Source organism: Pseudomonas sp. Sample_23 (genome assembly GCF_004307595.1).
GTDB lineage: Bacteria > Pseudomonadota > Gammaproteobacteria > Pseudomonadales > Pseudomonadaceae > Aquipseudomonas > Aquipseudomonas atacamensis.
Genome location: NZ_RCNX01000102.1, coordinates 21751 through 34339 on the forward strand (window position 1 = coordinate 21751; position 12589 = coordinate 34339).

Genomic DNA, 12589 nt, shown 5'->3' on the forward strand with positions numbered 1-12589 from the left:
GCGCGCCCATAGCGGACGGGGTTTCGAGCCTTAAAGCCGTTTTTCAGAAGGGGCAGTTTTTTGTTTCAGACTGTTGTAGGTCCATCCACTGCTCCTGAGTTTCAGCAGCAGACGCTAAATCGTGGAGTGATATCGATATGCGATAAAGATATTTAATTTCTTTTTTTTATAGCTATAAAGTCAGGCCTTTCAGCCCACCCCCATGCTGCGAGGTTGTCATGGCCACACCGTTCAAACGTTCTGCGCTGACTCTGTTGGCTGCAACTCTGGCAGCGGGCGCGCTGTTCAGCAGCGGCACCCGGGCCGAGGGCAAAATCAGCATCGCCCAGCAATTCGGCATTGGTTACCTGATTCTCGACGTCGTGCGCGATCAACAATTGATCGAGAAACACGGCAAGGCCCAGGGCCTGGAGATCACGGTCGACTGGAACAGCATTTCCGGCGCCACGGCGATGAACGAGGCGCTGCTCACCGGTGCGCTGGACGTCGTCTCGGCCGGCGTGCCGCCGATGCTCACTGTGTGGGATCGCACCAAGGGCAAACAGAACGTCAAAGCCATCGCCGCGCTGGGCTCGATGCCCAATTACCTGCTGACCAACAACCCGAACATCAAAACCCTCAAGGACTTCAGCGACAAGGACCGTATCGCCGTGCCGGCCGCAGGCGTAGGCTTCCAGTCGCGTACCCTGCAGATAGAAACCGCCAGGGAATTCGGTGATGACCAGTTCAAGAAGTTCGACAACATTTCGGTCAGCCTGCCGCACCCGGATGCCACCGCTGCGCTGATTGCCGGCGGCTCGGAAATCAACTCGCATTTCTCCAGCCCACCGTTCCAGTACCAGGCGCTGCAAAACCCCAACGTGCATAAAGTGCTGAGCTCCTACGAAATCCTCGGCGGCCCGGCGACGTTCAACGTGCTCTACACCACGGAAAAATTCCACGACGAAAACCCGAAAACCTACAAGGCGTTCTACGACGCACTGGCCGAAGCCGAGAACATCATCAAAGCCGACAAACCCGCCGCCGCCCAAGCCTACATTCGTGTAGAGCAATCGAAACTGCCGCTGGCCCTGGTCGAGCAAATCGTCAAAGACCCGGAAATCGACTTCACCGTCGTACCGCAACGCACGTTTATCTATGCCGAAAAATTGCAGGAATTGGGCGTGCTGAAGAACAAGGCGGGGAGCTGGAAGGATTACTTCTTTGAAGAGGCGCATGGTGGTGCGGGGAGTTGAGGCGAGTGCAGCAGGATCCTGTGGCCTTACGCTGCCGAGCTTGGTTGACGCTTCATGCTGCTGAGTAATGGCTGTCCGTTGCCGGACAGCCGTCCCGAACCATCATGCAACGACCTTGAATGTGCTCTGGAAAACTTGGTTGTCGGGCCACCAGCGGAACGTACAGGTGACCGAATTGTTTTTGCTGCGCTCCAGACCCCAGCGGGGAACGATTCCGTAAGTTTCTGTCACGTTTGCGCTGGGAACAATATCGGTACTCAGACTGCTGCCGTCGGCAAAAGTGAAATTCAGATTGAGACGGGTCATTTGCTCCGTCGGCGTTATCTGCGCGCCGATGTCGCTGATCCTGGATAGCGAAATCTCGGTTTTCTCGGCATTCAACCCTTGGAACTTAAAAGGAAAGGCTACTGTGCTAGTCATCTTTGCAATGCTCCATCTGATCAATGAGACCCCTGCAATCATTGCCGGGAGTAGGCAGGATAGGGCGCATGGCATCGATGCAACACTGTAAAAGTTGACAGTTTTTAGCATGAATCGAAATCAACTACGGCTGTTTGCCACCCCTCACAGCAGTTTGCGAATCGGATTCTGCTTCCGGATCCTCGAAAATACTTTCAATGGCCAATCCAAACGTTCGCGCGATCTGAAACGCCAGCGGCAGGCTCGGGTCGTAGCGTTCATTTTCGATGGCGTTGATGGTCTGGCGCGAGACGTTCAAGCGCTCCGCCAGATCGACCTGTGACCACTTGCGCTCGGCGCGCAGCGCCTTGAGGTGATTTTTCATTGATAGCGACGTCGGGCGATTTGCAGACCGAGGATCCACATCGCGGCCATCACCGGCCATACGCAGGTCCACGGTATGTGCGGGGCGCCGATATTTTCGAGAAAGCCATAGCTGAACGTCAGTAACGCGGAAGCGGCGAAGGCAAAGCCCAGCGCTTCAAACTGGATGCGCAGGTGCATTTCATCCAGGCGCCGCAGGTTGCGCACGATAGCCCAGCACATCAATCCGGCGGGGATCATCGGCGCCAGCGCGACGGCTGAACGCAACAGCAGATGGGCGTCCAGAAAATGTTGGCTGGCAACCACCGAGGCGATCAGCACGAGCGTGTACAGCGTCAATGCGGCGCCCATTTCGAGGTAATAGCGATTCATGTTCAACTCCCTGTAAAAGACCCTTTACATCCTCATCGAAATCTTCGCTTATGTAAAGCAAGCTTTCCATGCGTCAGAGCATCGTTTTCATAAAAAACGGGGCGGCCTGATCATCGATCAGGCCGCCCCGTTTTTCTGTCAGGCGAACAGTCTTTCAGTCAGCGATCAATGCATCTTGCTGTGATCGTGGCCGCCCATGTTGGTCAGCGCGCGGACCGGTGCCTTGACTTCAATGGTTTCTTTCTCGCCCTTGGCGTTTTCCACGGTCAGGGTCAGCGGCACGTTTTCGCCTTCCTTCAACTGACCGGTCAGGCCCATCAGCATGACGTGGTAGCCGTTCGGATCGAAGCTCACGGCTTTGCCGGCAGGCAACTCAACCGACTTCACCGGGCCCATGGTCATCACATCGTTCTTCATGCTCATTTCATGAATCTGAACGTCCTTGGCCACTGGCGAGGCAACGCTGAGCAGTTTGCTGTCGCTGTCGGCAGTGACGGTCATGAACGCGCCGCTGGCGGACTGGGTCGGCACGGTGGCACGGACCCAAGCATCGTCGACTTTGGTCTGCGCCGACGCCTGAAAGGCCAGGCCGAGCAGGGACAGTGCACATACGGTGCGTTTGAGGTGATTCAGAACGGGATGCATCAGCAGACCTCCATAACAGTAAGCAAATCTTCCGTGCACTCTTGGGCTGTCAGCGAAGTGGACAGGCCCAGGCGCAACTCACCACGCGAGTCGTAGACGTAGCTGGTGGACGTATGGGAGATGGTGTAGGTGTCGCCGGCCGGGACTTTCTCGTAGAACACGTCGAATTCCTTGGCGGTGGCCTTGGTTTCCTCAAGCGTGCCGTACAGCGCGACGAAGCTCGGGTCGAAGGCTTTGACGTAGGCGTCGAGGATCTGCGGCGTGTCGCGTTCCGGGTCGAGGGTGATGAACACCACTTGCAAACGGTCGCCGTCGCGGCCCATCAGTTTTTTGATCTGTGCGGCGCGGGCCAGGGTAGTGGGGCAAACGGCCGGGCACTGGGTGAAGCCGAAGAAGATCATCGGCATCATCCCGCGAAAGCTCGACAGCGACATGGTTTCGCCTTCGGGATTCTTCAGCTTGAAGGTGCGTCCGAGAATCTTGTCGCTCAGATCCTTGCCGTACTTGTACGACAGTTGGCCACGGGTATCGCAACCGGCGAGCAGGCCGAGCCCGAGCACGCCCATTCCCGCAAGTACCTTGCGGCGAGTCAACAAAGCCGTCATCTAATACCGCCTTTTGCAGCCCGCCAGTCGGCAGGACTGGCGAGGGGTTAACCGTAAAAGCGCCGCATGATAGCAAACTGAGGCTGATCGCCGGCTGCCGATCGCCGCGCGGTGCGGGATCGGACGACAAAAGGTGTAAGAAGAAATGACGAATAAGCCATGCGTTCGCCGCGACCAAACTTTGATTTAAATAGTATGACGATTGGAGACGAGCGCAGAAACACGTACTCTTGCCGCTGCGCTGCAAAGACCAAAATAACAACAGGAGTCTGTAATGCAACCGATTCGTCTCGGCCTGGTGGGCTACGGCAAGATCGCCCAGGATCAACACGTTCCCGCCATCCTCGCCAACCCGGCGTTCCAGTTGGTGGCGGTCGCAACCCAGGGCAAACCTTGCGCCGGGGTGGAGAACTTCCAATCGCTGGGCGAACTGCTCGAAAACGGCCCGACTGTCGACGCAATTGCGTTCTGCACGCCGCCACAGGGGCGCTTCGCGCTGGTGCAACAGGCGTTGGCGGCCGGCAAGCACGTGCTCGTGGAAAAACCGCCCTGTGCGACATTGGGCGAGGCCATGGCCCTGGTCGATCAAGTCGCCGAACAAGGCGTCAGCGCTTTGTTCGCCTGGCATTCACGCTACGCACCGGGCATCGCCGCCGCCCGCGACTGGCTGGCCAGCCGCACCCTGCAAAGCGTACAGATTGACTGGAAGGAAGACGTGCGCAAGTGGCATCCGGGCCAGGCATGGATTTGGCAACCGGGCGGCCTCGGTGTGTTCGACCCGGGCATCAACGCCTTGTCGATCGTCACCCACCTGCTGGCGCTGCCGCTGTTTGTCGAAGCCGCCGAATTGCGCGTGCCGAGCAACTGCCAGTCGCCGATTGCCGCCTCGATCAAAATGTCTGACCCGCATCAGTTGGACGTACGCGCCGAGTTCGATTTCGACCATGGCCACGACGAACTGTGGAGCATCGAAATCCGCTGCGTCGAAGGCATCCTGCGCCTGGACAATGGCGGCGCCGTGCTGAGCATCGACGGCGTGCGCCAAAGCGTCTCGGAGGAGGGCGAGTACGCAGCGGTCTACCGCCACTTCCAGCAATTGATCAGCGACAAGGCCAGCGACCTGGATCTGCAACCGTTGCGCCTGGTGGCGGACAGTTTCTTTGTCGGCAGCCGGACGTTGGTTGAGCCGTTCTACGATTGAAGTGGATTGTCCGGTTTGAGTGGACGGTGTAACCCTTTTCAAGCGATTTATCCCTTTGCTGTGCGTCAGTAATCTGTACCCAACTTGAACGCAACAACAAAACTCCAAACTTGAAAAGGGACGCACACCATGACCACTCCAACCTACAACCGCCTGAACAAAGACGACGCTATCGTGCTGCTGGTTGACCACCAGACCGGTCTGATCTCGCTGGTGCAGGACTTCTCGCCGAACGAGTTCAAGAACAACGTGCTGGCGCTGGCGGATCTGGCCAAGTTCTTCGACCTGCCAACCATCCTCACCACCAGCTTCGAACAAGGCCCGAACGGCCCGCTGGTGCCGGAGCTGAAAGAGATGTTCCCGGACGCGCCGTACATCGCTCGTCCAGGCCAGATCAACGCTTGGGACAACGAGGACTTCGTCAAGGCGATCAAGGCCACCGGGCGCAAGCAGATCATCATTGCCGGTGTGGTCACGGATGTGTGTGTAGCGTTCCCGACCCTGTCGGCGCTGGCGGAAGGTTTTGATGTGTTTGTAGTGACTGACGCGTCCGGCACCTTCAACACCACCGTGCAGCAAGCCGCATGGAGCCGCATGACTCAGGCTGGCGCGCAGATGATGAACTGGTTCTCGGTGGCCTGTGAGCTGCACCGCGACTGGCGCAACGACATTGAAGGCCTGGGCAATCTGCTGTCGCAGCGCATCCCCAACTACCGCAACCTGATGAACAGCTACTCGGCGTTGACGCAGCAGAAGTAAGCGTTAAATCCAAAGCAAAAGCCTGCCTCGAAAGCAGGCTTTTTGCGTTTTCTACAGAACGCCGTTCGTCCATTGTCGGGCACTTGTCACGCGAGGGCATTTCACACGTTCAGGTACCTATCGCTGAACACTTCGGAGAACGACATGGACATTGATGAAAACGCACCGGGCAACCAGTCGCAACAAGCCGTGACGCGCACCACCGACAATGAGACCGGGCACGATCCCAAGCGCGAAAACCCCGAGGTGCCTTTGCCGCCGGACGATGAGGCGCCTGTAGAAGAAGACATGTCGGATGTGGATGCGGCCAATTCGGTTTCGACGGAGCATCCGCCGTCACGCTGACCGTGCTGTTTGAAGGGGAACGCTCCCTGTGATGGTCAACCCGGACAGTTCCCTCTCCTCGGGGAGAGGGCTAGGGTGAGGGGCTTTCCCTGGCACCCTGATGCAGTTCAGTCACTGACATCGTGAAAACCAGTTTCGCTCGCCCATGGTTGGCATACCCATGCGCCACATCGGTCCGCGCCACCGCCGAACACCCAGGCCCGACAATCAGCTCGGCATCGCCAACCTGCAAATGCAACGCGCCTTTCTCGACATGAAACAGCTCTGTGGTGCCATTCGGGTGACCGGCTGAAGAAAACGACTCGCCGGGAAACAATTCCCAGCGCCACAACTCGAGCATGTTCGGGCCGCCGGTGCCGGCCAGCAGTCGTGCCGATCCACCCAGCTCACCGGTCCATAGCGTGGGGATGTCATCACTGTCGATCAGATGCGCCGCCGGAGTGTCGGCGACATTGACGAAGTCCGCCACGGACAAGCCCAGCGCTGCGGCAATTTTGCACAATGTCGCGATGCTTGGGTTGGCCGAGCCCTTCTCGATCTCGACCACCATGCCTTTGCTCACGCCGGAGCGCCTGGACAGTTCATCCAGGGTGATGCCCTGTTGTTTGCGCGCCTGTTTGAGCGTGCGCGACACCGCCGCGCTGACGGTCTCGACGTCGGCGCCGGCCTCGGTCGTTATATTGACTTTCTTGGTCATTGATCGCTAGCATCGTTTGAAATTCGGGTATGAGGGGGATTCTGGGATGCTGTCTGTCGTGCCGTCAATCGATCCGGCTGTTGCGCAACTCGCGCCGGGCTTCAGAGCGCTGAGTATTGTCGTGCAAGCGGCGCCGATTACTCAGGCATACGTGGCCGGTGAAGCACTGGCCAAAGCCTGTCAGATCGTCGCCAACGGTGGCCCGTCATGGGGGCCCGCGCACTTGCAGGCCTGGGCGGACGTGTTTCGCCAGTTCGGTGCCAAGCCGCAGCGCACGCCTTGCTCGGCCGAGGCTCTGCGCAAACGGGTGTTGCGCGACGGCGAGTTGCCGAGCATCGATCCGGTGGTTGATCTGTACAACGCCATCAGTCTGGAATACGCGATTCCCGTGGGGGGCGAGAATGCCGAGGCCTACGTCGGCTCACCGCGTCTGGTCGTCGCCGATGGCAGCGAACCGTTCGACACGATGAAAGAAGGTCTGCCCGCGCATGAATTCCCGGACGCCGGCGAAGTGGTCTGGCGCGATGACCAAGGCGTAACCTGCCGGCGCTGGAACTGGCGCCAAGGCGTGCGAACCCGCCTCGATGCGCAGGCGCAGCACATGTGGTTCATCCTCGAAAGCCTGCCGGCGATGCCGCTGGAAGCGCTGACCGAGGCCGGCGACAAGCTCATCGAAGGCCTGCAGCAAATGATGCCCGGCGCCGAGATCGAAAGCATGTTGATCGGGCCGGGAGCGCGTTAGGTTAGATATGAGTGCCAGCCCGTTTCGTCAGCGGCACCGCGATTCCCTGTGGGAGCGAGCCTGCTCGCGAGACGGCGGCATATTCAACCTCTTTGCCCGCTGAACCACCGCTTTCGCGAGCAGGCTCGCTCCCACAATGTTCCGTGTTGACCATTGATTTGGTGGTGCCACAAAAACCCTGTGGGAGCGGGCTTGCCCGCGAAGACGGCGGTACATCCAAAATCTTTGCCGGCTGATCCACCGCTTTCGCGAGCAAGCTCGCTCCCACAATGTGTTGACCAATGATTTGGTGGCGCCACAACCACCCTGTGGGAGCGAGCCTGCTCGCGAAGACGGCGGTACATTCAACATCATGTTCGCCTGACCCAGCGCTTTCGCGAGCAGGCTCGCTCCCACAGATTGACTCCTGGTCTCAATAAGGGCTCGCGGTTGGACGCACGATCAGTTCGCTGACGTCCACGTCCGCCGGTTGTTCGACGGCATACGCAATCGCGCGGGCGATGGCTTCGGCGGGGATGGCGATCTTGCGGAATGACTTCATCTCTTCGCGGCCGCCTTCATCGGAAATGCTCTCGGCCAGTTCCGATTCGGTCACGCCCGGTGCGATGACGGTGACGCGGATATCGCCGCCCACCTCCTGACGCAAGCCTTCGGAAATTGCCCGTACGGCGTATTTGGTCGCGCAGTACACCGCCGCAGTAGGGCTCACCGCGTAAGCACCGATCGAGGCGATGTTGATGATCTGCCCGCCGCGCTGGCGCTGCATCAACGGCAGGCTGGCGGCTATGCCGTGGAGTACGCCACGGATGTTGACGTCGATCATGCGGTTCCACTCATCGACCTTCAGCGCATCCAGCCGTGACAACGGCATCACGCCGGCATTGTTGACCAGCACATCGACGCGGCCGTAATGTTCGACGGCAAAATCGACGAAGCGCTGCACATCCTGCTGATCGGTGACGTCCAGTGCGCGGAACTGCGCGTGGCCACCGGCGCCGTTGATCTCTTCGGCAATCACTGCCAGACGCTCGGTGCGCCGTGCGCCCAACACCACTTTGGCGCCACGTTCGGCGAGCAGGCGTGCGGTCGCTTCGCCGATGCCGCTGCTGGCGCCGGTAATCACGATCACTTTGTCTTGAATGTTCAGCATGATGTCGTCCTCTTCTGTGTGCCCTTGAGTGGGCTTGGAAGAAGATTAAGTGCGGCGGCTCATGGGCTATTAATCGATTCCTCCACGGGATTTGCCCAATTCTGCTGCATCGCTTTTCGACAGGTTTTCAGGCCCCGCGTGGCGCGTCCCGGTAGGCGCTCGGGGTGACGCCGACTTCACGGCGGAAAACCTGGGAAAAATGGCTGGGGCTGGAATAGCCAACCTCCAGGCCAATGTCGATCACGCTGCGTGCGGTCTCCAGCAACAGATGACGCGCGCGGCTCATGCGCAGGCGGATGAAGTATTGCGAGGGCGATAAACCGGTAGCGCGCTTGAAGGTGCGGCTGAAGTGGTAGTCGCTCAGCCCGGCGATGGCGGCCAGATGACTGAGGCTGAAATCCTCCGCCAGATTCGCATTCATGGCTTCGATCACCCGGCGCAGTTTGTAGGCGGGCAGGGCGTTGTCGCGGCGCGGGTTGCTGTCGGGGTCGAGGTAATGACGCAGCAGATGGATCGCCAGCGCCTGAGCCAGGCTGTGTACCAGCAGTGCACTGGGCTGGCGCTGTTCGGTCAGTTCGATGCGCAGTTGCTCAAGGATGAAGCTGACCTGCTCGTCACGCGCACCGGACACATCGACAAACGTCACTGCACCGGCCTGTTCGCCGAACGCTTCGCGCGCCGCTTGTTCGATCAGGCCCAGACCTAGGTAAAGGTGCATGACTTCGAACACCTCGCAACCTTCGGTTTGCCAGCGCATTTCATAGGGTTCGCGGGTGTTGGTCAGGAAGAAGTCGCCCGCCGTGACCTGGCTCGCCTGCCATTCTCCGCCCAACGAACGTTCTTCGACCCGGGCAGTGCCGGCCAATACCAGCACCAGCAGCGGTTCGGCCACGCAGGGCACGCGGATCGGTTCGAGCAGAGTCTGATGGCGGAACAGTTGCACCACTGCATCCTTGATCTGCGGCCGCGGCGTGGTCGTTTCCGCAACACCGGGCAGATGCTCCGGCATGGCTTCGGCAGCGATGCGCGCGGGCTGGCTGATTGTCGGCGTAGCAGGGCTGGCAGGGGGCACAGAACGCTCCATCAAAAGCTTTGGCTGAGAATGATTTTGCAGGTTAGGGCGGGCGAACGAGAAACTCCAGCGCAAAACTCCGACAGTCCCGGCAATCGCCCGAAAGCCCGGCGGCGGCCAGTGCGCGACAGTGAAGCCGTGTTTACGAGCGCGCCATCAGGCGCAACACCGATTCGCTATCGAGGAGTTAAACCATGACTGATTTCAACCACACCCTGCCACAAGAAGTCGCCGGTAAAGTTGCACTGGTCACTGGCGCGGCCAGTGGCATCGGCAAGGCGATTGCGCTGATGCTGCACGCTCGCGGCGCCAAGGTGATTGCCGAAGACCTCAACCCGGCTGTCGAAGAACTGGCTCGTCCCGATCTGGTGCCGCTGGTGGCGGACATCACCGAGGACGGCGCCGCCGAACGCGCAGTCGGCCTTGCCGTCGAGCAGTTCGGGCGCCTGGATATTCTGATCAACAACGCCGGGATCATTATCAACAAAGCAGTGATCGACATGAGTCGCGACGACTGGGAAAAGATCCAGGCAGTCAATGCCACGGCCGCCTTCCTGCACTGCCGCGAAGCGGTCAAGGCGATGATCCCGAACAAGTCCGGTGCAATCGTAAATATCGCTTCCTATGCGTCGTACTTTGCCTTTCCGACCATTGCCGCCTACACCGCTTCCAAAGGTGCGCTGGCACAATTGACCCGCACGCTGGCCCTGGAAGTCATCGAGCACGGCATTCGCGTCAACGCGATCGGCGTCGGCGATGTGGTGACCAATATCCTCAATGACGTGGTCGAGGACGGCCCGGGCTTCCTCGCGCAGCACGGCGAAGCGGCGCCAATCGGTCGGGCGGCGCAGCCGGAAGAAATCGCCGAAATCGTCACCTTCCTCGCCTCCGACCGCGCCAGCTTCATGGTCGGCTCGGTGGTCATGGCCGATGGCGGCATGACGGTAACGGCGGGTTGATAGTGGTGTGAGAAGCCATGGGCGCGTGTGATAACGCGCCCATGGCTTTGCTACGATCACGAGCACGCAGAATCAGGCAAATCTGCAGCATCTTTGATCTAGTCGCCGCTGGATAAAACTGGCTAATCTTCCTCCGCAGTTGACCCACCTTCGTCTGCTTTCGAGGCCATTTGCATGGATAACCACGACGCTTCCATCCTCCACGACACGGCGGTGTACCGCGCCGAACTGGTGCGCTTGCTGACTCAACGCTTTGACGCGCCGGGCACCTACGAAACCGCGATTGCGCCACTGCACGTGATCCGTCTCGATGGGCCGTCCGAGCTGATTCACGTTGTGCACCGGCCCGCGCTGTGCCTGATCGTGCAGGGGCGCAAGGAAGTCGGGCTGGGTGATGAGCGCTTCCTCTACGACCCGCTGAATTATCTGGTGGTGTCAGTGACGTTGCCGGTGTCGGGACGGGTGATCGAAGCCTCGCCCGAGGCGCCGTATTTTTGCGTACGGCTGGATTTCGATCCGGCACAACTGACGCAACTGATTGCCGAGTCGCCGCTGACCGGCATGCCACAGGACGCCGGGCGCGGGATGTTCCTCGACAAGATCGACGTGACCTTGCTCGATACCATGCTGCGTCTGGTGCGCCTGCTGGATAATCCACGCGACATCGGCATGCTCGCGCCGATGGTGTTGCGTGAGCTGTATTACCGCCTGCTGCGCGGCCAGCACGGGCATCTGCTGTATGAAATCGCCGTCAACGATTCGCAGACCCACCGGGTCACGCGCGCTATCGACTGGCTGAACAAGAATTTCACCGAGCCGCTGCGTATCGACGCGCTGGCGCAGGTGGCCAACCTGAGCAACTCGGCGCTGCATCACCGCTTCAAAGCCGTCACCGCCATGAGCCCGCTGCAATATCAAAAACAGCTGCGCCTGCAAGAGGCGCGGCGGCTGATCATCAATGAAGGGCTGGACGTCTCGAGCGCCTGTTACCGCGTCGGCTACGAAAGCGCTTCGCAGTTCAGCCGCGAATACAACCGCCAGTTCGGCTGCCCGCCGTCCAAGGAACTCAGCCGCCTGCGTCAGACCGGTTGATTACCGCGCGGGTCCTGTCCATTGCTCACGAAACCCCAGCAGAAAATCCACAAACGCCCGCACCCGCTGCGGCACATAGCGGCCGTGCGGGTAGAGCAGGGTGTAGGGGCGCGAACGTCCGGCGTACGGTTGCAGCACCTCAATCAGGCGGCCATCGGCGAGTTCCTGCTCGACGATGAAACGGTAAGTCTGAAACAGCCCGGCGCCGTGCTTGGCCAGCGTCACACCGCCGAGCACATCGTCGGAACAGGAATAGCCACCGTCGGAAATCACTTCCAGGTCCCGGCCGTTTTCCTGAAACAGCCAGGAAATCCGCCGCCCGCTGCTGGGCAATTCGAACTGGATGCACTCATGCGCGATGAGATCGTCCAGCGTCTGCGGCGTACCGGCTCTATGCAGATATTCGGGGGCGGCGACCACCACCAGGGCGGCGTCTTCCAGCAAGCGCGCGATCAGCGTCGAGTCCGGTTGTGCGCGCACGCGTATCGCCAGGTCGTAGCCCTCTTCGACGAAGTCGATATTGCGATTGCCCAAGTGCACGTCGACCGTGACCTCGGGGTACAACGCGCGAAATTTCGGTAGCAGCGGCAGGATGCGGTGATGCCCGTAGGTGGTCGGCAGGCTGATGCGCAGTCGCCCCGACGGCGAAGTCTGCGCGCCCATGACTTCCTGCTGCGCTTCAACCAGTTGCGTCAGCGCCTGGCTGCATTGTTCGAAGAAGCTCCGTCCGGCGTCGGTGAGGCGGATGCTGCGCGTGGTGCGCGCGAACAGTCGCGAACCCAGGCGTTGCTCCAGACGCAGAATCGACCGGCTCACCGCAGCGGGCGTGACTCCGGCCAGTTGCGCGGCGGCGGTGAAGCTGCCGGCTTCGGCGGCCAGGCAGAACAGTTCGATACTGCCTAACTGCAAATCTTCAAAATGGCGTTTCATTG

Annotated in this window: 16 protein-coding genes; 7 read left to right on the forward strand and 9 right to left on the reverse strand. The window is 60.0% G+C overall.

What is annotated here, in order from left to right; genetic code table 11:
• The first annotated feature begins 218 nt into the window (after positions 1-218).
• The gene (locus tag D8U82_RS26540) at positions 219-1235 is read left to right on the forward strand and encodes an ABC transporter substrate-binding protein (RefSeq protein ID WP_130903271.1); all 1017 of its coding nucleotides are present in this window, start codon (positions 219-221) and stop codon (positions 1233-1235) included.
• Positions 1236-1337: 102 nt separating this feature from the next.
• Here the strand turns inward: D8U82_RS26540 and D8U82_RS26545 are convergent, their stop codons facing one another.
• The 5 genes from D8U82_RS26545 to D8U82_RS26565 form a co-directional block, all read right to left on the reverse strand.
• Complete coding sequence (locus D8U82_RS26545) at positions 1338-1655, reverse strand: hypothetical protein (RefSeq protein ID WP_130888653.1); 318 nt, start codon at positions 1653-1655, stop codon at positions 1338-1340.
• Between the two features lie 124 nt (positions 1656-1779).
• Complete coding sequence (locus D8U82_RS26550; RefSeq protein WP_125926181.1) at positions 1780-2019, reverse strand: helix-turn-helix transcriptional regulator; 240 nt, start codon at positions 2017-2019, stop codon at positions 1780-1782.
• Positions 2016-2390: a hypothetical protein gene (locus D8U82_RS26555; protein ID WP_123441672.1), complete on the reverse strand. Its 375-nt coding sequence runs from the start codon at positions 2388-2390 to the stop codon at positions 2016-2018. Before D8U82_RS26555 ends, D8U82_RS26550 begins: the two co-directional genes overlap by 4 nt.
• A gap of 165 nt (positions 2391-2555) precedes the next feature.
• Entirely contained in the window at positions 2556-3035 is a 480-nt protein-coding gene (locus tag D8U82_RS26560; RefSeq protein ID WP_056784698.1) for a copper chaperone PCu(A)C, read from the reverse strand.
• Positions 3035-3640: an SCO family protein gene (locus D8U82_RS26565; RefSeq protein ID WP_016774221.1), complete on the reverse strand. Its 606-nt coding sequence runs from the start codon at positions 3638-3640 to the stop codon at positions 3035-3037. The genes D8U82_RS26560 and D8U82_RS26565 overlap by 1 nt, the downstream gene beginning before the upstream one ends.
• 274 nt (positions 3641-3914) lie before the next feature.
• Between D8U82_RS26565 and D8U82_RS26570 the strand changes: the two genes are divergently transcribed.
• The 3 genes from D8U82_RS26570 to D8U82_RS26580 all read left to right on the forward strand — a co-directional run bounded on the left by D8U82_RS26570 (position 3915) and on the right by D8U82_RS26580 (position 5945).
• On the forward strand, positions 3915-4841 hold the full coding sequence (locus D8U82_RS26570; protein WP_024012507.1) for a Gfo/Idh/MocA family oxidoreductase: 927 nt from the start codon (positions 3915-3917) through the stop codon (positions 4839-4841).
• 129 nt (positions 4842-4970) lie between these two features.
• Positions 4971-5600, forward strand: a complete 630-nt coding sequence (gene ycaC / locus D8U82_RS26575) for an isochorismate family cysteine hydrolase YcaC (protein WP_016774235.1) — start codon at positions 4971-4973, stop codon at positions 5598-5600.
• Between the two features lie 144 nt (positions 5601-5744).
• The gene (locus tag D8U82_RS26580) at positions 5745-5945 is read left to right on the forward strand and encodes a hypothetical protein (protein WP_016774226.1); all 201 of its coding nucleotides are present in this window, start codon (positions 5745-5747) and stop codon (positions 5943-5945) included.
• A 70-nt stretch (positions 5946-6015) separates the two neighbouring features.
• Here D8U82_RS26580 and D8U82_RS26585 read toward each other — a convergent pair whose 3' ends face one another.
• Positions 6016-6642, reverse strand: coding sequence for a helix-turn-helix domain-containing protein (locus D8U82_RS26585; protein WP_024012508.1), 627 nt, complete (start codon positions 6640-6642; stop codon positions 6016-6018).
• 46 nt (positions 6643-6688) lie between these two features.
• Between D8U82_RS26585 and D8U82_RS26590 the strand changes: the two genes are divergently transcribed.
• Positions 6689-7384 carry a B3/4 domain-containing protein gene (locus tag D8U82_RS26590; RefSeq protein ID WP_130903272.1) on the forward strand — a complete coding sequence of 232 codons (696 nt, stop codon included), beginning with the start codon at positions 6689-6691 and terminating at the stop codon, positions 7382-7384.
• Positions 7385-7796: 412 nt separating this feature from the next.
• On the opposite strand, the gene D8U82_RS26600 is transcribed toward D8U82_RS26590, so the two are convergent.
• Together D8U82_RS26600 and D8U82_RS26605 are read right to left on the reverse strand one after the other, a co-directional pair.
• Positions 7797-8534 carry an SDR family oxidoreductase gene (locus D8U82_RS26600; RefSeq protein ID WP_130903273.1) on the reverse strand — a complete coding sequence of 246 codons (738 nt, stop codon included), beginning with the start codon at positions 8532-8534 and terminating at the stop codon, positions 7797-7799.
• A gap of 127 nt (positions 8535-8661) precedes the next feature.
• Positions 8662-9543, reverse strand: coding sequence for an AraC family transcriptional regulator (locus D8U82_RS26605; protein WP_123441724.1), 882 nt, complete (start codon positions 9541-9543; stop codon positions 8662-8664).
• A gap of 257 nt (positions 9544-9800) precedes the next feature.
• On the opposite strand from D8U82_RS26605, the gene D8U82_RS26610 reads away from it, so the two are divergent.
• Together D8U82_RS26610 and D8U82_RS26615 are read left to right on the forward strand one after the other, a co-directional pair.
• Positions 9801-10565 carry an SDR family oxidoreductase gene (locus D8U82_RS26610; protein WP_130888649.1) on the forward strand — a complete coding sequence of 255 codons (765 nt, stop codon included), beginning with the start codon at positions 9801-9803 and terminating at the stop codon, positions 10563-10565.
• Positions 10566-10739: 174 nt separating this feature from the next.
• Positions 10740-11657, forward strand: coding sequence for an AraC family transcriptional regulator (locus tag D8U82_RS26615; RefSeq protein WP_130888648.1), 918 nt, complete (start codon positions 10740-10742; stop codon positions 11655-11657).
• On the opposite strand, the gene D8U82_RS26620 is transcribed toward D8U82_RS26615, so the two are convergent.
• Positions 11658-12587 carry a LysR family transcriptional regulator gene (locus tag D8U82_RS26620; protein WP_130888647.1) on the reverse strand — a complete coding sequence of 310 codons (930 nt, stop codon included), beginning with the start codon at positions 12585-12587 and terminating at the stop codon, positions 11658-11660. It abuts the gene before it with no gap.
• Between the last annotated feature and the right edge of the window lie 2 nt (positions 12588-12589).